At 64.9% G+C, this 22369-nt stretch carries 24 protein-coding genes; 14 read left to right on the top strand and 10 right to left on the bottom strand.

What is annotated here, in order from left to right; translation table 11 throughout:
- Positions 1–85: 85 nt before the first annotated feature.
- From VN047_RS16895 to VN047_RS16860, 8 genes are all read right to left on the bottom strand, one after another.
- On the bottom strand, positions 86–1396 hold the full coding sequence (locus tag VN047_RS16895; RefSeq protein WP_325544696.1) for a dicarboxylate/amino acid:cation symporter: 1311 nt from the start codon (positions 1394–1396) through the stop codon (positions 86–88).
- 49 nt (positions 1397–1445) lie between these two features.
- Positions 1446–2783, bottom strand: coding sequence for a dicarboxylate/amino acid:cation symporter (locus tag VN047_RS16890; protein WP_325544694.1), 1338 nt, complete (start codon positions 2781–2783; stop codon positions 1446–1448).
- A 95-nt stretch (positions 2784–2878) separates the two neighbouring features.
- Entirely contained in the window at positions 2879–4657 is a 1779-nt protein-coding gene (locus tag VN047_RS16885) for an SLC13 family permease (protein ID WP_325544701.1), read from the bottom strand.
- A gap of 7 nt (positions 4658–4664) precedes the next feature.
- Entirely contained in the window at positions 4665–5741 is a 1077-nt protein-coding gene (gene aroC, locus VN047_RS16880; protein ID WP_325544692.1) for a chorismate synthase, read from the bottom strand.
- A gap of 4 nt (positions 5742–5745) precedes the next feature.
- Positions 5746–6276: an N-acetyltransferase gene (locus VN047_RS16875; protein WP_325544690.1), complete on the bottom strand. Its 531-nt coding sequence runs from the start codon at positions 6274–6276 to the stop codon at positions 5746–5748.
- A complete protein-coding gene (fabI, locus tag VN047_RS16870) occupies positions 6269–7096 on the bottom strand; it encodes an enoyl-ACP reductase FabI (protein ID WP_325544689.1) in 828 nt (275 codons plus the stop codon). The genes VN047_RS16875 and fabI overlap by 8 nt, the downstream gene beginning before the upstream one ends.
- Positions 7093–8172, bottom strand: coding sequence for a YihY/virulence factor BrkB family protein (locus tag VN047_RS16865; protein ID WP_325544687.1), 1080 nt, complete (start codon positions 8170–8172; stop codon positions 7093–7095). The genes fabI and VN047_RS16865 overlap by 4 nt, the downstream gene beginning before the upstream one ends.
- A gap of 3 nt (positions 8173–8175) precedes the next feature.
- Positions 8176–9093 carry a J domain-containing protein gene (locus VN047_RS16860; protein ID WP_325544699.1) on the bottom strand — a complete coding sequence of 306 codons (918 nt, stop codon included), beginning with the start codon at positions 9091–9093 and terminating at the stop codon, positions 8176–8178.
- A 133-nt stretch (positions 9094–9226) separates the two neighbouring features.
- Here VN047_RS16860 and pdxH point away from each other — a divergent pair, with 133 nt between their 5' ends.
- Together pdxH and VN047_RS16850 are read left to right on the top strand one after the other, a co-directional pair.
- Positions 9227–9805, top strand: coding sequence for a pyridoxamine 5'-phosphate oxidase (pdxH, locus tag VN047_RS16855; RefSeq protein ID WP_325544685.1), 579 nt, complete (start codon positions 9227–9229; stop codon positions 9803–9805).
- Entirely contained in the window at positions 9802–10620 is an 819-nt protein-coding gene (locus VN047_RS16850) for a PhzF family phenazine biosynthesis protein (RefSeq protein WP_325544683.1), read from the top strand. Before pdxH ends, VN047_RS16850 begins: the two co-directional genes overlap by 4 nt.
- Before the next feature lie 44 nt (positions 10621–10664).
- On the opposite strand, the gene VN047_RS16845 is transcribed toward VN047_RS16850, so the two are convergent.
- Positions 10665–11558 (bottom strand): LysR family transcriptional regulator, encoded by an 894-nt coding sequence (locus tag VN047_RS16845; RefSeq protein ID WP_325544681.1) that lies wholly within the window; start codon positions 11556–11558, stop codon positions 10665–10667.
- 90 nt (positions 11559–11648) lie between these two features.
- Here VN047_RS16845 and VN047_RS16840 point away from each other — a divergent pair, with 90 nt between their 5' ends.
- The 8 genes from VN047_RS16840 to VN047_RS16805 all read left to right on the top strand — a co-directional run bounded on the left by VN047_RS16840 (position 11649) and on the right by VN047_RS16805 (position 18372).
- Positions 11649–12359: a CoA transferase subunit A gene (locus tag VN047_RS16840; RefSeq protein ID WP_325544679.1), complete on the top strand. Its 711-nt coding sequence runs from the start codon at positions 11649–11651 to the stop codon at positions 12357–12359.
- A complete protein-coding gene (locus tag VN047_RS16835; RefSeq protein ID WP_325544677.1) occupies positions 12359–13231 on the top strand; it encodes an HAD family acid phosphatase in 873 nt (290 codons plus the stop codon). Before VN047_RS16840 ends, VN047_RS16835 begins: the two co-directional genes overlap by 1 nt.
- Positions 13231–13866 (top strand): CoA transferase subunit B, encoded by a 636-nt coding sequence (locus VN047_RS16830; protein ID WP_325544675.1) that lies wholly within the window; start codon positions 13231–13233, stop codon positions 13864–13866. The genes VN047_RS16835 and VN047_RS16830 overlap by 1 nt, the downstream gene beginning before the upstream one ends.
- 28 nt (positions 13867–13894) lie before the next feature.
- The gene (locus VN047_RS16825; protein WP_325544674.1) at positions 13895–14812 is read left to right on the top strand and encodes a hypothetical protein; all 918 of its coding nucleotides are present in this window, start codon (positions 13895–13897) and stop codon (positions 14810–14812) included.
- A 27-nt stretch (positions 14813–14839) separates the two neighbouring features.
- Positions 14840–15292 (top strand): hypothetical protein, encoded by a 453-nt coding sequence (locus VN047_RS16820; RefSeq protein WP_325544672.1) that lies wholly within the window; start codon positions 14840–14842, stop codon positions 15290–15292.
- A gap of 55 nt (positions 15293–15347) precedes the next feature.
- The gene (locus tag VN047_RS16815; RefSeq protein ID WP_325544670.1) at positions 15348–16658 is read left to right on the top strand and encodes a serine hydrolase domain-containing protein; all 1311 of its coding nucleotides are present in this window, start codon (positions 15348–15350) and stop codon (positions 16656–16658) included.
- Between the two features lie 68 nt (positions 16659–16726).
- Positions 16727–17704: an NAD(P)-dependent oxidoreductase gene (locus VN047_RS16810; protein WP_325544668.1), complete on the top strand. Its 978-nt coding sequence runs from the start codon at positions 16727–16729 to the stop codon at positions 17702–17704.
- Positions 17692–18372 carry a glutathione S-transferase family protein gene (locus VN047_RS16805; RefSeq protein WP_325544667.1) on the top strand — a complete coding sequence of 227 codons (681 nt, stop codon included), beginning with the start codon at positions 17692–17694 and terminating at the stop codon, positions 18370–18372. Before VN047_RS16810 ends, VN047_RS16805 begins: the two co-directional genes overlap by 13 nt.
- Here VN047_RS16805 and VN047_RS16800 read toward each other — a convergent pair.
- On the bottom strand, positions 18369–18887 hold the full coding sequence (locus VN047_RS16800) for a sterol desaturase family protein (protein ID WP_325544666.1): 519 nt from the start codon (positions 18885–18887) through the stop codon (positions 18369–18371). The two genes, VN047_RS16805 and VN047_RS16800, sit on opposite strands and share 4 nt — an antisense overlap.
- A gap of 206 nt (positions 18888–19093) precedes the next feature.
- On the opposite strand from VN047_RS16800, the gene leuC reads away from it, so the two are divergent.
- The 4 genes from leuC to VN047_RS16780 form a co-directional block, all read left to right on the top strand.
- Positions 19094–20524, top strand: coding sequence for a 3-isopropylmalate dehydratase large subunit (gene leuC / locus VN047_RS16795; protein ID WP_325544664.1), 1431 nt, complete (start codon positions 19094–19096; stop codon positions 20522–20524).
- Complete coding sequence (leuD, locus tag VN047_RS16790) at positions 20521–21111, top strand: 3-isopropylmalate dehydratase small subunit (protein WP_325544662.1); 591 nt, start codon at positions 20521–20523, stop codon at positions 21109–21111. Before leuC ends, leuD begins: the two co-directional genes overlap by 4 nt.
- Positions 21112–21141: 30 nt before the next feature.
- On the top strand, positions 21142–22137 hold the full coding sequence (locus VN047_RS16785) for an NADPH:quinone oxidoreductase family protein (RefSeq protein ID WP_325544698.1): 996 nt from the start codon (positions 21142–21144) through the stop codon (positions 22135–22137).
- A gap of 32 nt (positions 22138–22169) precedes the next feature.
- Positions 22170–22369 (top strand): DUF167 domain-containing protein (locus VN047_RS16780; RefSeq protein WP_325544660.1); only part of this gene is annotated, 200 nt, incomplete at its 3' end.

Here is a 22369-nt window from a genome sequence, read left to right as displayed (position 1 = left end):
AGCGCGCACGCCGGAAGCCCGCCCCGCCCCGGAACGCGCTCCGCGGCTGGACCGGCCGGGGCGCGTTCGCGAGAATTGACGATAATCAGCCGGCTGGCGGATCCTTCAACCCCGCCGACACCACCGTAGCGGCGACAAGGTCGCCGACGACGTTGAGCGTCGTGCGGCACATGTCGAGGAAGCGGTCGACGCCGAGGATCAACCCGATACCTTCGGGCGGCACGCCGACCGAGGCGAGGATCAGCGCGATCACCGGCAACGACCCCGCCGGCACGCCTGCGGTTCCGATGCCTCCCAATATGCAGACAAGCATGACGAAGAACTGCTGCTGCAGCGTCAGGTCGATCCCGAAGAATTGTGCGAGGAAGATCACCGTCACGCCTTCGAACATCGCGGTACCATTCTGGTTCGCGGTCGCACCGATGGTCAGCACGAAGCGCGCGACGCGGTCGGGCAGGCGTAGCTGGTCGTGCGCGACGCGCAGCGAGGTCGGCAGCGTCGCGTTCGACGATGCGGTGGCGAAGGCCATCACGAAAGCTTCCTGCGTCTGGCGAAAGAAGGCCAGCGGCGACTTTTTCGCGAGCGTGCGCAGGATCAGCGGAAAGACGAGGAACATCTGCAAGCCGAGCGCGAGCAGCACGACGCCGACATAGGCCGACAGGCGGGCGATCAGGTCCCAGCCGAACTGCGCGGCAAGGTTGAACATGAAGCAGAAGATCGCGATCGGCGCGAGCTGGATGACGAGCCCGATCAGCTTCATCACCACTTCGAACACCCCCTCGATCGCGGTCTTGAGCGTCTCGGTCTGCGACGTCCGCACGAGCATCAGCCCGATGCCGAAAAAAAGCGCGAAGAACATGACGGCGAGCACATCGTCCTGGCCCATCGCGGTGAAGAAATTGCTGGGAACGATCGCCACGATCGCGTCCATCCCGGTCTTCGCCTCGACCGCGCGGTCGGTGATCGCTTTCGCACCCTCGGCGCCTTCGGCCATCAGCGAGCGTGCGAGCGCCGGGTCGACACCCGCACCTGGCTGGAGCAGATTGACGAGCGCGAGGCTAATCGCAACCGAGATCGCCGACACGAAGACGGTGTAGAACAAAGTGCGGACGCCGACCGATTTCAGCGCGCGCATCTCGCCCATTTCAGCAACCCCGACGATCAGCGCCGATACGAGCAGCGGGATCACCAGCATGAAGAGCAGGCGCAGGAAGATCTGCCCGAGCGGCCCCGTCACATAGGTGACGACCGTGTCGACCCATGCGGCGCCGGGAGCGCCGTAATGGACCGCCAGCCCCGCCAGCAAGCCGGCGAGAAAACCAGCCAGCATGCGCCATTGCAGACGCCGCGCGCGGGCCTCCTGTACGTCGGGCGCGGCTGTCGCTGCGTCGGCCATGCTCGGCTCCTCGTCCGCCCCGTGGTGGGGGCGACCGAGTTGCTAAGCGTCAAGCAAGATCGGTCGCCGGTTTGTTTTCCCCATCTTCTTCACGAAGATCGAGCCCTTGGGTTCCATGATGCGGCGTATGCGCCGGCGCATGCGGCCGTTCGGTAAAGGCCGCCTCGGGCTCTTCGAGCATGCCTTCCCATTTGGTGATCACCGACGTCGCGACCGCGTTGCCGACGACATTGGTCGCGGTGCGGCCCATGTCGAGGAAATGATCGATGGCGAAGACGAGCGCAACGCCTTCGACCGGCAGGTCGAACATCGCGAGCGTCGCGGTGATCACGACGAGGCTGGCGCGCGGCACCGCGGCGATGCCCTTCGACGACACCATCAAGGTCAGCAGGATCAGAATCTGCGTGCCGATCGACAATTCGATGCCATAGGCTTGCGCGATGAAGATCGTCGCGAAGCTCGCATACATCATCGATCCGTCGAGGTTGAAGCTGTAGCCGAGCGGCAGCACGAAGCCCGAAATGCGGCGCGGCACGCCGAAACGGTCGAGCTGTTCAAAAAGCTTCGGCATCGCCGCTTCGGACGAGGCGGTCGAAAAGGCGATCAGCAGCGGTTCGCGGATATAGCGGATCAGCTGGATGATGCGCCCGCGCAGGAAGATCGCCCCGGCGGCGAGCAGGAGCACCCAGAGCAGGACGAGCGCGATGTAGAATTCGGTGAGCAGTTCGGCATAGGTCGCTAGGATGCCGAGCCCGTATTGCGCGACGACCTTGGCCAGCGCGCCAAACACCGCGAGCGGCGCGAGGCGCATGACATAACCGGTAATCTGGAGCATCAGTTCGGCGAGTGCCTCGGCACCGCGGACCAGCGGCTTGCCCTTTTCGCCGAGCGCGGTCAGCCCGACTCCCGCGAAGAGCGCGAACACGAGGATCTGGAGAACGTTGTTCTCCGCCATCGCCGCGATGACGTTTTTCGGAAAGATATGCTCGATGAATTCGAACATATCGAGCTTCTTTACCTCGCCCACCGACTGCGCCGACGCGGTCATGTCGACGCCGACGCCGGGCTGGAGCAGGTTGACCATGACGAGGCCAAGGCTGATCGAAATCAGGCTGGCGATGATGAACCAGGCAATCGCGCGAGTACCAATGCGGCCGAGCGCCGAGCTGTCGCCCATATGCGCGATGCCCGCGACCAACGTGCCGAGGATCAGCGGCGCGACGAGCATCTTGATCAGATTGAGGAAGATGGTGGCGAGCAGGCCGAAGCTGCGCAGCCAATATTCGAATGCCTGGGTATCGGCCGGCACGGTTACCCGGACCACATATCCGACGATGATCCCGAGGACCATGCCGATCAAAATGTACAAAGTGAGGCGACGCGCCATGAAAATACTCCCCTGTCCCGCCTCGGCGGGCGTGTATCGGGCGGAGGTAACAGGGTGATGGGGCCCCGGCAATCGCTGGTGGGCCGATCAGACCGTCAAGGCGTCCAGAACGCCAAGGCGGCGCAGCCCGCGACACCGGTCAGGATATTGAGCGGGACGCCGATGCGCACAAAATCCATGAAACGATAATCGCCGGCGGCATAGACGAGGGTGTTCGTCTGGTATCCGACCGGGGTTGCGAAACACGCCGACGCGCCGAGCATCAGCGCGATCAGCAGCGGCTGCGGCGCGACGCCCGTTGCCTCCGCGATGCCGATCACCAGCGGCCCCATCAGCGCCGCGACGGCATTGTTGCTGAGCAGTTCGGAGAGCAACAGCGCGGAGAAATAGACGATCGCGATCACCGCCCATTGCGGCGCATCTGTCAGCACCGGTTCGAGCGCGCCGACCATCAATGCCACCGACCCCGCCTGTTCGAGCGCCGCACCGACGGCGAGCATCGCGAAGATCAGGATCAGCACGTCGCCGTCGATGCTGCCCCATGCCTCCGACGCGTCGATACAGCGGGTGAGGAGGACGATCGCGACGCCGATGAAGGCGGCGATGCCGATAGACATGATGCCGGTGGCGGACAGCAGCACCGCGCTCGCCATCACAAGGATCGCGATCCACGCACGGCGGCGGCGGAACGCGGTAACCGACGCCATCGCAAGCCCGATCAGATTCGGGTTGTCGCGCAACTGCGCGATATTGGTCTCGTCGGCCTCGACCAACAGACGGTCGGCGGCGCGGATGCGGTTTTCCGACAGCGTCGGTCCCGGAAGGTGGCGGAAACGCGCAACGCCCAGCAGGCGAACGCGCTGCCGTTGCAGGAACGGGATTTCGGCGAGCGGCCGGTCGATCGAACGATGGCTGGGCGACACCGTCACCTCGACAACCGTCGATCCTTCTTCGGGCGTCTCGCCGATCCCGATCGCGAACCGCCGTTCGCTGCGCAGCGTCATCAATGTCGCCCCGTCGAGCCGCGCAACGATCCGGTTGCCCGCTGCGAGCCGATGATGCTGGGCGTCACTGCCAGTAATGAGCCGCCCTCCCGCGACCACGCCGACGACTTGCGCCGGGGCGACGCCAAGGCTCGCGGCATCGAGTGCCATGTCGATCGCAGGATCGTCGTCCGCAAGCCCCAGTTCGGTCAGATAAAGCTGCTCCGCCCCGTCAGCCTTTTCGGCAATGCGCGGATAATCGGAGGGCAGGAAGCGCGCCATGACGAGCAGGCCAAGCACGCCCGCGCCCGCGACCGCGAGACCATAGGGCGTGATGTCGAACAGGCCGAAATGGCCGATTCCCGCCTGTTCGGCGATCCCCGCGACGACGAGGTTGGTCGAAGTGCCGATCAGGGTCAGGCAGCCGCCGAGCACCGCGATCACCGAAAGCGGCATCAGCAGTTTCTTGGGCGAGACGCCGAGCGCCTCGGCAAGCCGGAAACAGACCGGCATCATCACGACGACGAAGGGCGTGCTGTTGATGAAGCCCGATACCAGAAGCCCTCCGCCGAACACCTCGATCACCGCGAGGCGCGGATTGCGCTTGGCACGGTCGACGACATAATTGCCGACCTTGTCGATCACTCCGGTGCGGATCAGCGCGCCCGACAGGATGAACATCGCACCGACGGTCAGCGGCGCGCTGTTCGAAAAGACCCCATAAGCGCCCTTTTCGTCGAGCAGGCCAAGCGCGAGCATCGTCCCCGCACCGGCGACCGCGACAACCGAAGGCGAAAAGCGTTCCCATACGAAGGCCGCGAACATGCCCGCGAGCACGAACAGCCCGATAACCGCCTTGTGCTCCGCAATCAGGCCGGAAACCAGCTCCACCGGATCGTCAGCCGCACTGCGCCCGGTGCAGCAATTTGTGATCGGCAAGCACGAGTGCCGTCATCGCCTCGACCACCGGGGCGCCGCGGATGCCGACGCACGGGTCATGGCGCCCCTTGGTGACGATGTCGGTCGCCTCCCCCGCCTTGTTCACCGTCGGCACCGGAGTGAGGATCGAGCTGGTCGGCTTGAACGCGACGCGCACGACGACGGGCTGGCCGGTCGAGATGCCGCCCGCGATGCCGCCGGCGTTGTTCGACAGGAAATCGGGGCGATTGCTGCCGTCAGCGGCAGGACGCATCGGGTCGGCATTTTCCTCGCCGCGCAGCCGCGCCGCGTGGAAGCCGGCGCCAATCTCGACGCCCTTCACCGCGTTGATTCCCATCATCGCGGCCGCCAGATCGCTGTCGAGCTTGGCATAGACCGGCGCGCCCCAGCCGGCGGGAACGCCGCTGGCGGCGCATTCGATCACCGCGCCGAGCGAGCTTCCCGACTTGCGCGCGGCGTCCATCAAGCCTTCCCAACGCTGCGCCGCGGCGGGGTCGGGGCAGAAAAAGGGATTGCGATCGATTTCCTCAAGATCGAAATTGGCCGGGTCGATCGCATCGCCGCCGATTTCGGCGACCCACGCGTGGATCTGCACCTCGGGGATCACGAGCCGCGCGACGCCGCCCGCGGCAACGCGCGCTGCGGTTTCTCGCGCGCTCGACCGGCCGCCGCCGCGATAGTCGCGAATCCCGTATTTGGCGTCATAGGCGTAATCGGCGTGACCGGGTCGATAGGCCTGCGCGATCTCGCCATAATCCTTCGACCGCTGGTCGACATTCTCGATCATCAGGCTGATCGGCGTGCCGGTAGTCTTGCCCTCGAACACCCCCGACAGGATGCGCACTTGGTCGGGTTCCTGCCGCTGCGTCGTGTGACGTGACTGGCCGGGACGGCGCTTGTCGAGGAACGGCTGGATGTCGGCTTCGGACAGCGACAGGCGCGGCGGGCAGCCGTCGACGACGGCACCGAGCGCGGGGCCGTGGCTTTCCCCCCACGTCGTGAAGCGAAGAACGCGTCCGAAGCTGTTGAAACTCATTGCCCTATCCCATCCGGCCAAATGCGGGCGCATAATCCGCGCGCCCGCCTAGCGGCCAAGCCGCGTCCGAGTCCAGCATCATCGCCATGAAATGCGGCCCGGCAAAAGGCGACGCGAAGCGCGCGGCGAGATCGGGCGAATAGCCGAAGCGCGGGTAATAGCTTTCGTGGCCGAGGACGAAGCTGATCGCGACACCCTGTTCGCACAGCGCGGCGAGGCCGGCGCGGATCAGGGCGTCGCCGATGCCCTGCCCTTGCTGCGCGGGTGCAACCGATACCGGCGCGAGACCAGCGGCCGCCAGCCGGGCGCCATCGGCTTCGACGGCCATGCGGCTGAATAGCACATGCCCGACGATCGCTGCATCCCGTTCAGCTACGAGCGACACCAGCGCATCGCCGTCCTCGCCAATCATCCGTACCAGTTCGGCTTCGCCCTGATGTCCGAAGTCGGTCCCTGCAAAGGCAGCGCGGATGATCGTGTCGACCGCCTCGGCATCCGCCGCCGTCGCGGCGCGGATACCGATTTTATCAGACAAGCGAGATGTCCGGCGCGTCTTCCTGCTTCATGCCAACGGTGTGGTAACCCGCATCGACATGGTGGGTTTCGCCGGTCACGCCGCTGGACAGGTCGCTGAGCAGGTAGAGCGCCGAGCCGCCGACATCGTCGATGGTGACGTTGCGGCGCAGCGGGGCGTTATGCTCGTTCCACTTCAGGATCAGGCGGAAATCGCCAATGCCAGACGCAGCCAGCGTCTTGATCGGACCGGCCGAAATCGCGTTCACGCGCACGCCCTGCGGACCGTAATCGTTCGCGAGATATTTGACACTGGTTTCAAGCGCCGATTTCGCGACGCCCATGACGTTATAGTGCGGGATGACCTTTTCGGCGCCATAATAGCTCAAGGTCAGCAGCGAGCCGCCGCCGTTACCCGTCTCGGGATCATAGGGCGTCATCATCACCGACGCACGCTGTGCGACTGCGGTGAAGCTGTAGACGCTGATGTTCATCGTCATCAGGAAGTCGTCGAGCGTGACGTCGGCATAATGGCCGCGCAGCGCTTCCTTGTTGGTATAGCCGATCGCATGGACGACGAAGTCGATCGTCGGCCAGCGCGACGAGAGCGTCGCGAAGGCGGCGTCGAGATTGTCCATGTCGGACACATCGCAATCGATCAGGAAATCGCAGCCGAGCTCATCAGCGAGCGGCTTCACCCGCTTCAGCATCACATCGCCTTGGTACGAAATCGCGAGGTCAGCGCCCGCGCCGTGCAGTGCCTTCGCAATGCCCCATGCCAGCGACTTGTCGTTCGCGAGGCCCATAATCAGCCCGCGCTTACCAGTCATCAGACCCGTCATTTTGTGTCTCCGGTCTTTTCAATAATCACATCGTCGACGCGCCCAATAGCGTCGTGGCCCAAATCCTCAACCTCGACGAGCGCGGCGTTGAGTTCGGCGCCCATCACCATACCCAATCCGACGAGGTAGAAAAAGAAGAGCGCGACCATCACACCCGCAAGGCTGCCGTAGGTTGCGTCGTAGCTGAGCAGGCTGGCGAGGAGCGGCGGCAGCGCGAGCGTCACGCCGATCCACCACAGCGTCGTGAACAGTGCGCCGGGCCATTTGGGACAGTTCTTCAAGCGCCGGTATTTGGACGGGGTCAGACTGTAGAACAGCATGTAGATCGCAAGGAACAGACCCGCGCCCGAAACCCCGCGCGAGATCAAAACGACGCCCCACGCCTGAAACTGTTCGGGCAGCACGCGGGTGACGAACTGTTCGATACCGACGATCAGCACCTGCATGCTGAAAGACAGCAGCATCAGCACCACCGCACCGGTGATGATGCCGATCGACAGCAACCGATAATGAAAAAAGCCGCGGCTGAAATGCGTGCCATAGGCGCGGCGCAAAATGTCGCGTACCGTTTCGATCAGGCTGCCGACCGTCCACAGCGCGACGAGCGCGCCAAGCCAGAGGAAAATTCCGGTGCGCGCGGTCATCACTTCGCGGATCGGTCCCGACAGCGCCTTGGCAACCGTGGGCGGCATCGTCGAGAAGACGGCCTCGATCGCCGCCTCGCCGCCCACGCTGCCCCCGAAAATCGAAAAGGCCGCGGCGAGCAGAATGAAGAAGGGAAAAAGGGCGATCAGCGCGAGATAGGCGAGATTCCCGGCATGGATGAAGCCGTCGGTATAAGTACCCACGATGACGCGCCGGACGATATGAAATGCCCGCGTACCGGGGCCCAGCCTTTCGCGACCACGATGGATCAGCCCTTGGGCCCGGGCGCGGAGCTTGACCCGCTTGTCGCGTTCGGCGCGCGCCTCCGGCGAGTGCGGAGAATGGCCATCGGCCAGAAATTCCTTGCCGACCTCGTCGGCGACCTCGCGCTCGAGCGCGGCGACGATCTTTTTCTGACTGGCCTCAGCCACGCATCACACGCCGAGTTCCGCCCGCACGTCGCGCGGATCGGTCCATTCGCTGAGCAGCCTTATCAGCGCCTCGTCATCGGCGGGCAGATCGACCATCAGCCGCACCAGCTGGTCGCCGCGACCGCCGCTCTTCTGGCTGAAACCCTTGCCTTTCAGGCGCATCACCTTGCCGGATGAAGAGCCTGCGGGGATCGACAGCATCACCGGCCCGTCGACGGTCGGCACCTTGATCTTCGCGCCCTTGACCGCCTCGTTCAGCGTCACCGGCAGGTCGAGCCGGATGTGCGCGCCCTCGCGCACATAGAAAGGATGATCCTTGACGGTGATCGTCACGATGCCGTCGCCGGTGCCGCCCGGACCTGCCTGTCCCTTGCCGGCGAGGCGCATCTGCGTGCCCGTCTCGACGCCTGCGGGAAGCTTGAGGTCGATCGTTCCGCCTTCGGCCAGCGTGATCCGCTGCGGCGCCTGCGTCGCCGCGTCGATAAAGGACACTGACAGGCGATAGGCGACATTGGCGCCCTTGGGCGGCGGCGCGCTACGCCCGCCGAAGCCGCCAAAGGGCCCGCCGCCGCCGCCGCGACCGAACAGGCCTTCGAAAATATCGCCGAAATCGGCGCCCTCTGCGCCAAAGCCGCCCTGCCCGCGCGGATCGCCGCGAAAACCGCCGCTTCCGCCGCCATAGCCGAAGGGCATGGCGGGGTTGCCCTCGCCGTCGATCTCGCCGCGATCATATTGCGCGCGCTTCGTCTTGTCGGACAAAAGGTCATACGCCTTGGTGACGTCGGAGAATTTCTCCGACGCTTTGGGATTGTCCTTGTTCTTGTCGGGGTGCAGTTCCTTGGCGAGCTTGCGATAGGCAGACTTGATCTCTGCTTCGCTCGCGCTCTTCGCTACGCCCAGGGTGGTATAGGGATCGGCCATCATGCTCCTGTAGCCCGATAAGTGACTGGCCGTGAAGGCCCATTGCGCGCGATGTGGTCCCGAGCGGCGCGGCGGTCAAGTTTGCGCATATGCCGCTCGACCGCGCGCGCGGTGCGCATTATGACCCACGCCGATGACTGACGATCCCTTTGCCCTGTTCGACGGCTGGCTCGCCGAAGCGCGCGCCAGCGAGCCCAACGACGCCAATGCGATGGCGCTCGCGACCACGACACCCGGCGGCCGCCCGTCGCTGCGGATGGTGCTGCTGAAGGGGCACGGTCCCGACGGTTTCGTCTTCTACACCAATCTCGACAGCCGCAAGGGCGGCGAACTCGCGGCGAACCCGCATGTCGCGCTGCTGTTCCACTGGAAATCGCTGCGCCGGCAGATCCGCATCGAGGGGCCGGTGGCACCGGTCGACGACGCGACCGCCGACGCCTATTTCGCGACGCGCAGCCGCGACAGCCAGCTTGGTGCCTGGGCGAGCGAACAGTCACGTCCGCTCGACATCCGCGAGACGTTCGAGGCGCGCTTCGCGGAAATGCAGATGCGTTTCGAGGGGCAGGACGTGCCGCGTCCGCCGCGCTGGTCGGGCTGGCGCGTTAATCCTTCGGCTATCGAATTCTGGCAGGACCGCGACCACCGCCTGCACGAGCGCACGCTGTTCCAGCGTACGGGCGAAGGCTGGACGAAAGGATTGCTGTATCCATGAGCGCCGCGCGCCGCCTTCCGATCACGCAGGTCGACGCCTTTGCCGACCGCCCCTTCACCGGCAACCCCGCCGCGGTCATGCCGCTCGAGGAATGGCTGGACGACGCGACGCTTCAGGCGATCGCAGCCGAGAATAACCTCGCCGAAACCGCCTTTCTGGTGCCCGACGAGAGCGGCGAGGCCGATTATGAACTGCGCTGGTTCACCCCGACGATCGAAGTGGCGCTGTGCGGTCATGCGACGCTCGCGAGCGGGCATGTCCTGCTCTCGGCGGCGCAGTGGCGCAACGACATGCATTTTCGCACGCGCAAGGCGGGCCGCCTGACCGTAGCGCGCAACGGCGACGACGGGGGTTACCGGATGAAGCTGCCCGCTTACCGGCCAAGCGCGAAGCCGATGCCCGACATCGTGCGCGCGATGGGCGGTGAGGTGGTTGAAACGCTGTGGCATGACGGCGGCTACGCGCTGATCGTCTACCACAGTGCCGAAGAGGTTCGCGCGCTGACGCCCGATTTCGTTGCGCTCGGCAAGGGCGACATCCTCTACATCGCAACCGCGCCGGGCGGAGGCGACGTGTCGGACGCCGACGTCGTCAGCCGCGCCTTCGCACCCGGCGCGGGCATTCCCGAGGATCCGGTGACGGGATCCGCGCACAGCGTCCTCACTCCCTATTGGACAACACGTCTCGGCCGCGACGATTTCGCGGCGTACCAGGCAAGCACGCGTGGCGGGCATGTGGGGTGCCGCCTTGATGGCGACATGGTCGAGCTGACGGGCACCTGCGTCACGACCGTGGTGGGCGATTTTCTCTTGTAAGCCTGGAGTTTTTTGTCGGCTTTCGGCGATAGCCGCCGTTGGGCTCAAACCGTCGCGTCGGCGAGGTTGAGCTTCGCCGCGCGATCGAAGATTTGCGTCAGCACGGGCTCGGTATCAGCCACGCGCATCGCGACGTGAAACGCGACCGGCGCGAGCGTGGGCATCGCCTCGATCTGGACAAGCGCACCACTGGCCAGTTCGCCGCGCACCATCGGCTGCGGGAAAATGCCGATGCCGCCGCCCGCTTTCGCGATATCGATCATCGTGCGCGCATTGTTGCAGAGGTTGAGCGATTTCTGCGCGACGCGTGATGCCGCGATTGCCTCGCGCATCCGGCCGTGAATCGGCGAATGGCTGGCGAGCGACCAGACGGGAAGCGTGGCATCGCCGCCGGCAAAGGCCGATGCGACGACGGGGCTGGCGAGCCAGACCAGTTCGACCGCGCCGATCGGGCTCGTTTTCAGCGCCGGATGCGCGATCGGCCCTGCGGCAAAGGCGATGTCGGTGCGCCCGGTGAGCAATTGCTGAATCAAATTCGCGGTGAGGTCGATTTCGATTTCGAGCCCGACATTGGGCATATCGGCCTTCAATACTGCGACGAAGGCTGGAAGGCAGCTCGCCGCGGCGATCTCGCCCGCGCCGATGCGGACGACCCCGCTCGCCTCGCCATATCCGCCGCTGCCGAGCAGCGCGACCTGCATGTCGCGGAGCAAGGGGTCGCAGTCGCGTACCAGCTTGCGCCCCGCCGCGGTAAGCGACATCGCGCGACCTTCGCGGCGGAACAGCGCGGTGCCGAGGCGCTGTTCGAGTTCGCGCATCCGCGCCGATACCGTCGGCTGGGTGGTATTGAGCCGCTCGGCCGCGGCCGAAAAGGTGCCGAGCCGGTCGATCCAGAGCAGGGTTTCGAGATGATAGAGCGAGACGCGATTGATAGACATCGTCTATATATAATCCAAAAATCGAACAATTAGAATTGATGGATCAAATGCGCCAAGGTTGCGCGCGAAACCATTCAGGAGAGCCGTCCCATGGGGAAGAAGCAATATCCCGACGCCGCCGCCGCCCTCGAAGGCCTGCTCTTTGACGGCATGCAGATTTGCGCAGGCGGTTTCGGCCTTTGCGGTATCCCCGAGCGGCTGATCGATGCGATCCGCGATGCCGGGACGAAGGATCTGACCATCGCCAGCAACAACGCCGGGATCGATGGCGAAGGGCTCGGCAAGCTGCTCCGCACCAGGCAGGTCAAAAAGATGATTTCGTCGTACGTGGGCGAGAACAAGGAGTTCGAACGGCAATATTTGGCGGGCGAGCTCGAGGTCGAATTCTGCCCGCAGGGCACGCTCGCCGAACGTTGCCGCGCGGGCGGCGCTGGCATTCCCGGCTTCTACACCAAGACCGGCGTCGGCACGCTTGTGGCCGAGGGCAAGGAAGTGAAGAATTTCGACGGGCAGGATTATATCCTCGAACGCGGCATCTTCGCCGACCTCGCGATCATCAAGGGCTGGAAGGCCGACGAAAGCGGCAACCTGATCTTCCGCAAGACCGCACGCAACTTTAACCAGCCGATGGCGACCGCCGCGAAAATCTGCGTCGCCGAAGTCGAGGAAATCGTGCCCGTCGGCAGCCTCGATCCCGACAGCATCCATTTGCCGGGCATCTATGTGAAGCGCCTCGTCCTCGGCGCGCCCTACGACAAGAAGATCGAATTCCGTACGACGCGCCCGCGCGAGACTGCGTGATGCGCGGCTTCGCCATCACGGCGACGTTGCTCCTCGCGGGTTGCGCAAGCACGCCAGCAGAGGTCGCGACGGCGACGGCGGCGCCCGCAACTCCGGGTGAAGCCGCCAAGCCGCCAGTCGCACTGCAATATCTCTACGGATCGCCTGAAGCCGCCGTCGCGGTGCGCGCGACCAATGCACGCATCGCCGACTATGGCGCATGGCGGGTCAAACAGCGCCCGAAGGATAGCGTCGTGCTGGCCCCGGACGCAACGATGGATGGCCCGGCGTTCGAGCCGTGCGGCAACAGGCCCTTCGCCGCGGTGTTCGATGCCGACGAAACGTTGATCTGGAACCTCGGCCCGATGCGCTATTTCGCCGAGAAGGGCACCGGTTTCGACCTCAAGGTCTGGGACCGGTGGGAAAAGACCGGCGCGGGCAAGGCGGCTGCGATGCCGGGCAGCGTCGAAATGGTTAACAGGCTCCGCGCCGCGGGCATCACTGTCATCGCCAACACCAATCGCAGCGCCGCCAACGCCAGGGGCAGCGAAGACACCCTCCGCGCCGCGGGGCTCGGCGAGTTCAAGCATGGCGAAACCTTGTTCCTGATGGGCGACGACGCCGGCGGATCGAGCAAGGACGGGCGCCGCGCGACGATCGCTTCGAAATATTGCGTGATCATCCTCGGCGGCGATCAGCTCGGCGATTTCAGCCAGCAGTTCAACGTCAAGGATCTGCCCGCGGCGCAGCGCATGGCACACGCGACAAGCGCCGGCGCCACCGCACTCTGGGACAAGGGCTGGTTCCTTTTCCCCAACCCCGTCTACGGCCCGTGGGAAAAAACGGGCTGGGGCGATGCCTTCCCCTCCGACAAGCAATGGGAGCCGAAATAATGGCCTGGACGCGTGATGACATGGCGGCGCGCGCCGCGAAGGAACTGCAGGACGGCTATTACGTCAACCTCGGCATCGGTATCCCGACCCTGGTCGCGAACCATATCCCCGCCGGGATGACGGTGACGCTGCAGTCGGAAAACGGCATGCTCGGCATCGGCCCTTTCCCTTTCGAGGGCGACGAGGATCCCGACCTGATCAACGCGGGCAAGCAGACGATCAGCGAACTGCCGCAATCGGCCTATTTTTCGAGCAGCGACAGCTTTGCGATGATCCGCGGCGGGCATATCGATCTGACCGTATTGGGCGCGATGGAGATTGCCGAAAATGGCGACATCGCCAACTGGATGATCCCGGGCAAGATGATCAAGGGCATGGGCGGCGCGATGGACCTCGTCGCCGGCGTGAAGAAGATCATTGTGGTCATGGAGCATAATGCCAAGGACGGCAGTCCGAAGTTCATCCCGGCGTGCACCTTGCCGCTGACCGGCAAGAATGTCGTCGACATGATCATCACCGACCTCGCGGTGTTCAGGCGCGACGATCACGACAGCCCGTTCAAGCTGATCGAACTCGCGCCGGGGGTGACGGCGGAGGAAGTCGCCGGGAAGACCACGGCGACCTACATCGTGTGAAGCCGATCAATTGCGGCAGGGTGGGCAGATGAAAAACAAGATGCGTTCAGGCTTGGCCGCCATATTGGTCGCGGGGCTGGCGATCGGCCTGCCGGTTACGGGTGCCGACCTGTCAGCCAAAACGGCGGTGAAAAAGCCGGTGGTGAAAAAGAGGCCGATCAGACGGCTTCCGCCGCCTCCGCCAATAGTGAGGTCCCCGAGTGTCGTTCTCGACATTCCGGAGAAGGTGCCGCCACCGACGGTTCCGCTGCGACTGCCCAAGGGGTCGCCCGCCCTGTTGGTGTCGCCGCCCGCACGCTATCCGATGGGCCTGGCGCCGCCACCGCCGCCGATTCCGGTGAGCAAGGCAGGGCCGCAGATCAAGGAATTGGGCACGCTCCAGTTTGCGCCGACCGTTGCCGGCGTCGCGGCGGAGGGTTGGACCGGCAGGGAAAATGAAGATGCCAAGCTGATGCTCACCGTCCGGCCCGATGGCAGGATCGAAGACTGTGAAAAGATCGAATTTTCATCGCCCTTCAGCACCGCAATATGCGCACTCATCGTGAAGTCGGCGCGCTTTCAATGGACCGGCGAAGGTGACCGTCCTGCCTATGGCTATTTGTTCGTATCGACGCAGTGGGACATCTCTCCCGATATCGATGCCAAGCTTGACCTCATGCCTGAAGATCAGGGATTGCCGGTCGATATCATGTTCCGGCGCGGCAGTTATAACGGTGGCTGCAACGTCCTGATCAGGGGCATGTCGACCGATCAGGAAAACGCCCTGTGCGCAAAGGTGAAGCGCACGGCTGCGGATTACGGTGGCAGAGGAAGCAACGGCGTCACATTCGATCCGGATGATTCGGACGTCAGCGTGTGGCTGCGCCGCCGACCGGCTGGCGAAGAGCCGACGCTGTCAGTCAAATGGAATGCCTATTGGCGCAGCGGTTTTCCCGGGCCAAAATAATGCCCGGCGGCGATTGACGAGGAGGCGATGCTGACGACGATCCCGCCGAACCCCGGCACCGGCTGGCTGATCGTCGGCGGCTGGCTGTCGGTGGCGGCGGCACTGCTCCATATCGCCTGCATCGTCGGCGGCCCCGAATGGTATCGCTTCTTCGGCGCCGGCGAGGGTATGGCGCGCGCTGCGGCACGCGGCGACCTGCGGCCGGTGCTGATCACGCTGGGCATTGCCTCCGTTCTGCTGGTCTGGGGCGCCTATGCCTTTTCGGGCGCCGGCCTGTTCCCGCGCCTGCCGTTGCTGCGGACCGGGCTGGTCTTCATCACTGCCATCTATCTGCTGCGCGGACTGGTTTTCGTACCGCTGCATATGTGGCGCCCGCAGCATAACGACAGCTTCGCGATCTGGTCGTCGCTGATCGTACTGGCCTATGGCGCCGCATATGCCGTCGGAACGCTCAAGGCCTGGCGCCATCTCGTGCCCTGAATGCGCTCGCCGGGGGTGACGACGGGGAAAGTCGCGGTTAAGACGGCGACCAATCATGAGGTCGCAATCAAGAAAAAGCAGGTCGGGGAAGCGGGTTTTCACATATCTCATCGCGATCGTCGCGATGGGATTTGCGGGCTGGCTCGGCATTCATGCGCTCGGCGGAAAGCACCCGCTTGCGAGCATCCCCATACCGCTCGCCGCCCCCGAAAACCTGCCCGATACGCCCGCCGAATGGCGCGGGCGTATCGATTATGCCGCGCTCGACCGGCAGCTTGTCGACCTGTCGCATCGGCCTGAAATGGCGGGGCTCGCGGTGGCGGTGATCGAAGACGGCGAATTGCGTTTCGTCCGCACCTATGGCGTCGCCGACAAGTCGACGGGAGCGCCGGTGACGCCGCACACCTTGTTCCGCTGGGCTTCGGTTTCAAAGACCGCAGCGGGCGCATTGGCGGCCGCGCTGGCCGAGGATGGCGCCGTCGATCTGGATCGTCCGGTTTCCGGCTGGCGTACGTCGCTGCGCCTGCCCGGCGGCGCCGAGGAACGGGTCACGGTGGGCGACCTTCTGGCACAGCGCACCGGCCTCACCAAAAACGCCTATGACGAGAAGCTGGAGGAAGGACAGAGCCCCGAACTGTTGCGCGCGGCGTTGGCCCTCGCACCGCTGCAATGCGAACCGGGCACCTGCCACACCTACCAGAATGTCGCCTTCGATACCGCGAGCGAGATATTGGCCAAGGCTGCGGACGAGCCGTTCGCCGATGCTGTCGAAGCCCGGTTTTTCCGCCCGCTCGGCATGGTCAGCGCAGGCTATGGGAAAGCGTGGCTCACGGGTGCCAAGGACTGGGCGAAACCGCATCGCGGCGCGCAGGTCCGGCCGGTCAAGGAGGCCTATTGGCGCGTTCCCGCCGCCGCGGGGGTCGAAAGCGATATCGTCGATTTCGCCACCTGGATGCAGGCGATGATGGGGAAGCGCCCCGATGTGCTGCCGGGCCCCGTCTTGCAGCTTGCCCATCGCCCGCGCGTCGGCACGGGGAGGCTTTATGGCGGCGCCTTGCGAGCCGCCACGAGCGAAGCCGGCTATGGCCTTGGCTGGCGGAGCTTCAGCTATGGCGGGAGCAGGCTCGAAGGCCATTCGGGGGCGGTCGAGGGCTATCGCGCGACGATGATTTTCGAACCGGCGACGCGGACGGGCGTCGTCGCGCTGTGGAACAGCGATTGGGGATTCCCCTTCCGGATTCCGTTCACCGTGATCGACAGCTATCACAAGCGCGCCGACGCGGGCTGGCTCGACCTCGGCGAGTTGCCCCCACCGACGGGCGGCGCGGCTGCGGCCAGCCCGATCGCCGGGGGTCCGAAAGGGTAACCGCCCTTGCTCCTCCGTCCGGAGCCTGTGTATGACGCGCGCGTTCATGGCCAAGAGGAGATTCACCGATGCGCGTGCTGCTGACCGGATCATCGGGTTGGCTGGGGCGCTATCTTGCTCCACTGCTCGTCCAAAACGGTCATGACGTTACCGGGCTCGATGTCGTGCCCGGCACGCACACGCAGGTGACCGGCACCGTCGCCGACCGCGCGCTCATCGACCGGACGATGGGCGAGCACGGGATCGAGGCGATCATTCATAGCGGCGCGCTGCACAAGCCCGACATCGTGCGGTATCCGCGGCAGGCCTTTGTCGACGTCAATGTCAGCGGCACGCTGAACCTGATCGAGGCGGCGGTTGCGGCAGGCAACGACCGCTTCCTCTTCACTTCGACCACATCGCTGATGATCCGTGCCGATGTGCGCGAAGGCGCGGGCAAGGCCGGCGCGTGGTGGATGGACGAGGATTTTGGTCCGATCGAACCGCGCAACATCTACGGTGTCACCAAACTCGCCGCCGAACAGGCATGCAGGCTGGTGCACCACGAGCATGGCATCGCCGCGCTGATCCTGCGCACCGGCCGTTTCTTCCCCGAGGATGACGATACGCACGCCGTGCCAAGCGGCCCGAACCTCAAGGCGAACGAATTGCTCAATCGCCGGCTGACGGTCGAGGATGCCGCGGCAGCGCATCTCGCCGCACTTGAGGCTGCTCCGCGGATCGGCTGCGACACCTTCATCCTTTCCGCGCCGCCCCCGTTCGCGCGGGAGGACGCCGAAGAGCTGGCGCGTGACGCGCGCGCAGTGATCGCACGCCACCATCCCGATGCGGCCGAACTTTATGCCGCAAAGGGCTGGGTGCTTCCCGAGACGATCGACCGCGTCTACGACCCCTCGCGCGCCGGGCACCGCTTTGGCTGGCGCGCGCGAACCGACTTCGGCAGCGTGCTGGCGGCACTGCGCGACCGCACCGAACTGCCCTTCGCCCACGACCCTGACTACACATCCCCCATCATCACACAGGAGCGCGAAGCATGTATGTGCTGATCACCGCCAACCGCAATTATTCGAGCTGGTCGCTGCGCCCGTGGATGCTGATGAAGGGGCTTGGAATCCCCTTCGAGGACCAGATCGAGCCCTTTACCAATCCGATCAACTATGACGAGTTTCGCAGTTTTTCACCGACCGGACAGGTGCCCGCCTTGCTCGACGAAGGACGGACGGTTTACGACTCGCTGGGCATAACACTCTACCTTGCCGACCGGCACGAGGGCGTATGGCCCACCGATCCCGATGCGCGCGCGTGGGCGCAATGCGCTGCGGCCGAAATGCACAGCGGTTTTTCCGCGCTGCGAAACGACTGCACGATGAATGTCGGGGTTCGGGTAACGCCGAAGCCGCCGTCGGGCGCGCTCCGTCTCGATATTGCGCGTATCCGCGAACTGTTCGCGGAGGGACTGTCGCGTTTCGGCGGCCCCTTCCTCGCGGGCGATCGCTTTACCGCCGTCGACGCCTTCTTTGCCCCGGTCGCTTTCCGCATCCGCACCTATGGCCTCGATGTCGGGCGCGGACAGGCGTGGGTGGATCATATGCTCGCGCATCCCGCGATGCAGGATTGGGAACGTCAGGCGCTCGCCGAAAACTGGCGCGAGGAAAGCCATGAGGCGGAGCTTGCGGCGGCGGGGGCGATTACCGCGGATTATCGCACCGCCTAGTCCGCGATCGCCTCGCGTACCACGGCGATACCCGCCTCGCGTTGCGCTTTCAGTTCTGCCTTCAGCTTCGCGGGGTTACGCGCGAAAACGAAGCCGAAACTGACTCCGCCTTCCTTTCCGGTCGTCGCATGGTGAAGCTTGTGCGCCTGCACCAGCCGCTTCGCATAGCCGCGCCGCGGTACCCAGCGGAAATAGCGTTGATGGACGAGACCGTCGTGCACGAGCGTATAGATGATGCCATAGAACAGGACGCCAAGGCCGATCCATGTCCCCGGCTCCCAAGCCGAAGCGCCCATGATCATCGGGCTGCCGAGGGCGAACATCGAAATACTCATCGCGGCACCTACGAGCCCGAACAGATCATTCTTTTCCAGAAGCTTGTCGTGCGGCTCATGATGGTCGCGGTGCCATGCCCAGCCAAAGCCGTGCATGATATATTTGTGGCTCGCCCAGGCGACCAACTCCATCGTCACGACGGTGGCGAGAATGAGCGCGATGATGGCAAGCGTCGACATTCTTGGGATTATAGGCCGATTACAGCAACCGCGCCATCATCTCCTCGCCACCCCGGACCTGATCCGGGATCCCGCTTATCGACGCGGCAAAGCGGGATGCCGGATCAAGTCAGGCATGACGAAAGAGAGCTAAGGAGCGCGACCGAAAATTGCGTTTTTGATCGCCACTCGCTTGCATTGTTGTCCGACTGGCGTAAGTGGTCCGCATGACTCGGACCCGCACCCTCTATGAGAAAATCTGGGACGCGCATGTCGTCGAACAGCGCCCCGATGGTACCGCTCTGATCTTCATCGACCGCCACCTTGTCCATGAAGTTACCAGCCCGCAGGCGTTCGCCGGCCTTCGCGCAAGCGGCCGCACGGTGCGCCGCCCCGATCTGACGCTTGCGGTGCCCGACCATAATGTGCCCACGACCGCGCGGCTCGATGCAGCAGGCAACAAGCTGCCGATCGCCGACCCCGAAAGCGCGGCGCAATTGGCCGCGCTCGAAAAGAACGCGCCCGAGTTCGGCATCCGTTACATCGATGCGGTCGCGCCCGAACAAGGCATCGTCCATGTCGTCGGCCCCGAACAGGGCTTTTCGCTGCCCGGAACGACGATCGTCTGCGGCGACAGCCACACCGCGTGCCACGGCGGTATCGGCGCGCTGGCCTTTGGTATCGGGACGAGCGAGGTCGAACATGTGCTCGCGACGCAAACGCTGCTGCTCCAGCCGTCGAAGACGATGGAAGTGCGCGTCGAGGGCGAGGTCGGTCCCGGCGTGTCGGCAAAGGACATCATCCTCCACATCACCGGCGTCATCGGCGCCGCGGGCGGCACCGGCCATGTCATCGAATATACCGGCAGCGCGATCCGCGCGCTCAGCGTCGAGGGCCGGCTGACGGTCAGCAACATGGCGATCGAGGGTGGCGCGCGCGCCGGCCTGATCGCACCCGACGAGGTCACCTTCGAATATCTGAGGGGCCGCCCCTATGCGCCCAAGGGCGCCGACTGGGATGCCGCCGTCGCGTGGTGGAAGAGCCTCGCGACCGATCCCGGTGCAACCTACGACAAGACCGTCGTGATCGACGCCGCCGATATCGCACCGAGCGTGACGTGGGGCACCAGCCCCGAGGATGTGGTGGCGATCACCGGCGTGGTGCCCGAACCCGGCAGCTTTGCCGATCCGTCGAAGCAGACCGCCGCCGCCAAGTCTCTCGCCTATATGGGCCTCGAACCGGGCACGCGAATGCAGGACGTTCCGATCGAGAATATCTTCATCGGCAGCTGCACCAACAGCCGCATCGAGGATCTGCGCGCCGCCGCCGCGGTGATCAAGGGCCGCCACAAGGCCGACAATGTCAAATGGGCGATCGTCGTTCCGGGGTCGGGGCTCGTGAAGGCGCAGGCCGAGGCCGAGGGGCTCGACCGCATCTTCACCGACGCGGGCCTCGAATGGCGCGAGCCCGGCTGCTCGGCGTGCCTCGCGATGAACCCCGACAAGGTGCCCGCAGGCGAACGCTGCGCCTCGACGAGCAATCGCAATTTCGTCGGGCGTCAGGGTCCGGGCGCGCGCACGCACCTCGTCAGTCCTGCGATGGCCGCCGCAGCGGCGGTGACCGGAAAGCTCACCGATGTGCGGGAGCTGATGGCATGACCCCGATCGAAAAAGTCGAGGGCCGCGCGATCCCGTTCGGCCTGAAAAACGTCGACACCGACGTGATCATACCCGCGCACTGGCTGAAGACCACGACGCGCGAGGGCATGGGTCGCGGCGCGTTCGAAAGCCTGCGCGCCGATCCCGACAATCTGTTCGACAGTGCCGAATACAAGGGCGCGCCGATCCTGATCGCGGGCGACAATTTCGGCTGCGGGTCGAGCCGCGAGCACGCCGCCTGGGCGCTCGGCGATCTTGGCATCCGCGTCGTTATCGCGCCTTCTTATTCGGACATTTTCTCGGGCAATGCGGTCAAGAACGGCATCCTGCCCGTTGTGCTGCCCCAAGCTGCGATCGACCGGTTGATGGAAGTCGCAAAGACTGATCCGGTCCATGTCGACCTCGACACGCAGACCGTTACCACGCCCTTTCAGGACCGCTTCACGTTCGAGATCGATCCGTTCCGCAAGATGTGTCTGCTCGGCGGGCTCGACGAGATTTCGCTGACCGAAAAGAGCGATGCGGCAATCGGAGCCTACGAGCAGAAACTCGACGCCGACCGGCCGTGGATGCGGCCCGCAGCATAGGGTCAACGAACACCATAAGAGGAGAAGATGATGAAGGCTCTCTTGTCGACCGCCACCGGCGGCCCCGAAACGCTGACGCTGGGCGAACTGCCGCGCCCGACCGCGGGCAAGGGGCAGATCGTGATCGACGTGAAGGCCTGCGCGGTCAATTTCCCCGACGTGCTCATCATCGAAGACAAATATCAGTTCCGCCCCGAACGCCCCTTCGCTCCCGGTGGCGAAGTCGCGGGGCTTGTTGCGGAAGTTGGCGAAGGTGTCACGGAGTTCAAGGTCGGCGACCGCGTCATTGCGGGCTGCGGCAACGGCGGAATGTCCGAAGCCGTCGCGGTGTCGGTGCATAATGTCTACCACCTGCCCGAGGCGCATGGCTTCGCCGAAGGTGCCTCCTTGCTGATGACCTATGGCACGAGCATCCACGCGCTCGTCGATCGCGGCCACATCAAGGAAGGCGATACCTTGCTCGTCCTCGGCGCATCGGGCGGGGTCGGCATCGCCGCGGTCGAACTCGGCAAGGCATTCGGCGCGCGCGTCGTCGCCGGGGTGTCGAGCGAGGCGAAGGCCGACATCGCACGCCAGGCGGGCGCCGACGAGGTCGTCGTCTATGGCTATCAGCCGTTCGACAAGGATGCGTCGAAAGAACTCGCGAACAAGTTCAAGGAAGCCGTTGGCCCCGATGGCGCGAACGTCATCTACGACGCGGTCGGCGGCGATTATGCCGAGCCCGCGCTGCGCTCGATCGCGTGGGAGGGCCGCTATCTCGTTGTCGGCTTCCCCGCGGGCATCCCGCGTCTGCCGCTCAACCTGACCCTGCTCAAGAGCTGCGATGTCGCCGGCGTGTTCTGGGGCGCGTTCGTCGCACGCGAGCCGGCGCGCAACCGCGCCAACATCGCCCGCCTGTTCCAGCTGTGGGAACAGGGCAAGATCAAGCCGCGCGTGACAGAAAGCTTTGCTCTCGCAGACGGCGGCAAGGCGATCGCCAAGCTCGGCGATCGCAGCGCGGTCGGCAAGCTGGTCGTCACCATCTGAAATACCGGCCGGATCCCGCGCTGACCGAGGCGTTGCTCGCGCTCGCTGCGGCATCGGGGCGAATCGAGGTGCGGGTCACGCCGGGGGCCAGCCGCGACGAAATACGGATCGTCGATGGCACCGTGCAGCTCCGCGTCACCGCCCCGCCCGCTGACGGCGCGGCGAACGACGCGGTGCTGAAACTGCTGGCGGCTGGAACTTATCACCCTGGGCCGCTCAGGCGTGGACCTTT

Origin of the sequence: Sphingopyxis sp. (assembly GCF_035565275.1) — a bacterium.
GTDB lineage: Bacteria > Pseudomonadota > Alphaproteobacteria > Sphingomonadales > Sphingomonadaceae > Sphingopyxis.
This window is presented reverse-complemented; position numbering and strand designations above follow the sequence as displayed.

Excerpts from the sequence above, each read along its gene's own strand:
- VN047_RS16895 (WP_325544696.1), bottom strand. The coding sequence starts at position 1,396 with ATGGCCGACGCAGCGACAGCCGCGCCCGACGTACAGGAGGCCCGCGCG.
- VN047_RS16890 (WP_325544694.1), bottom strand. The coding sequence starts at position 2,783 with ATGGCGCGTCGCCTCACTTTGTACATTTTGATCGGCATGGTCCTCGGG.
- aroC (WP_325544692.1), bottom strand. The coding sequence starts at position 5,741 with ATGAGTTTCAACAGCTTCGGACGCGTTCTTCGCTTCACGACGTGGGGG.
- fabI (WP_325544689.1), bottom strand. The coding sequence starts at position 7,096 with ATGACGGGTCTGATGACTGGTAAGCGCGGGCTGATTATGGGCCTCGCG.
- VN047_RS16860 (WP_325544699.1), bottom strand. The coding sequence starts at position 9,093 with ATGGCCGATCCCTATACCACCCTGGGCGTAGCGAAGAGCGCGAGCGAA.
- pdxH (WP_325544685.1), top strand. The coding sequence starts at position 9,227 with ATGACTGACGATCCCTTTGCCCTGTTCGACGGCTGGCTCGCCGAAGCG.
- VN047_RS16850 (WP_325544683.1), top strand. The coding sequence starts at position 9,802 with ATGAGCGCCGCGCGCCGCCTTCCGATCACGCAGGTCGACGCCTTTGCC.
- VN047_RS16845 (WP_325544681.1), bottom strand. The coding sequence starts at position 11,558 with ATGTCTATCAATCGCGTCTCGCTCTATCATCTCGAAACCCTGCTCTGG.
- VN047_RS16840 (WP_325544679.1), top strand. The coding sequence starts at position 11,649 with ATGGGGAAGAAGCAATATCCCGACGCCGCCGCCGCCCTCGAAGGCCTG.
- VN047_RS16835 (WP_325544677.1), top strand. The coding sequence starts at position 12,359 with ATGCGCGGCTTCGCCATCACGGCGACGTTGCTCCTCGCGGGTTGCGCA.
- VN047_RS16830 (WP_325544675.1), top strand. The coding sequence starts at position 13,231 with ATGGCCTGGACGCGTGATGACATGGCGGCGCGCGCCGCGAAGGAACTG.
- VN047_RS16825 (WP_325544674.1), top strand. The coding sequence starts at position 13,895 with ATGAAAAACAAGATGCGTTCAGGCTTGGCCGCCATATTGGTCGCGGGG.
- VN047_RS16820 (WP_325544672.1), top strand. The coding sequence starts at position 14,840 with ATGCTGACGACGATCCCGCCGAACCCCGGCACCGGCTGGCTGATCGTC.
- VN047_RS16815 (WP_325544670.1), top strand. The coding sequence starts at position 15,348 with ATGAGGTCGCAATCAAGAAAAAGCAGGTCGGGGAAGCGGGTTTTCACA.
- VN047_RS16810 (WP_325544668.1), top strand. The coding sequence starts at position 16,727 with ATGCGCGTGCTGCTGACCGGATCATCGGGTTGGCTGGGGCGCTATCTT.
- VN047_RS16805 (WP_325544667.1), top strand. The coding sequence starts at position 17,692 with ATGTATGTGCTGATCACCGCCAACCGCAATTATTCGAGCTGGTCGCTG.
- VN047_RS16800 (WP_325544666.1), bottom strand. The coding sequence starts at position 18,887 with ATGTCGACGCTTGCCATCATCGCGCTCATTCTCGCCACCGTCGTGACG.
- leuC (WP_325544664.1), top strand. The coding sequence starts at position 19,094 with ATGACTCGGACCCGCACCCTCTATGAGAAAATCTGGGACGCGCATGTC.
- leuD (WP_325544662.1), top strand. The coding sequence starts at position 20,521 with ATGACCCCGATCGAAAAAGTCGAGGGCCGCGCGATCCCGTTCGGCCTG.
- VN047_RS16785 (WP_325544698.1), top strand. The coding sequence starts at position 21,142 with ATGAAGGCTCTCTTGTCGACCGCCACCGGCGGCCCCGAAACGCTGACG.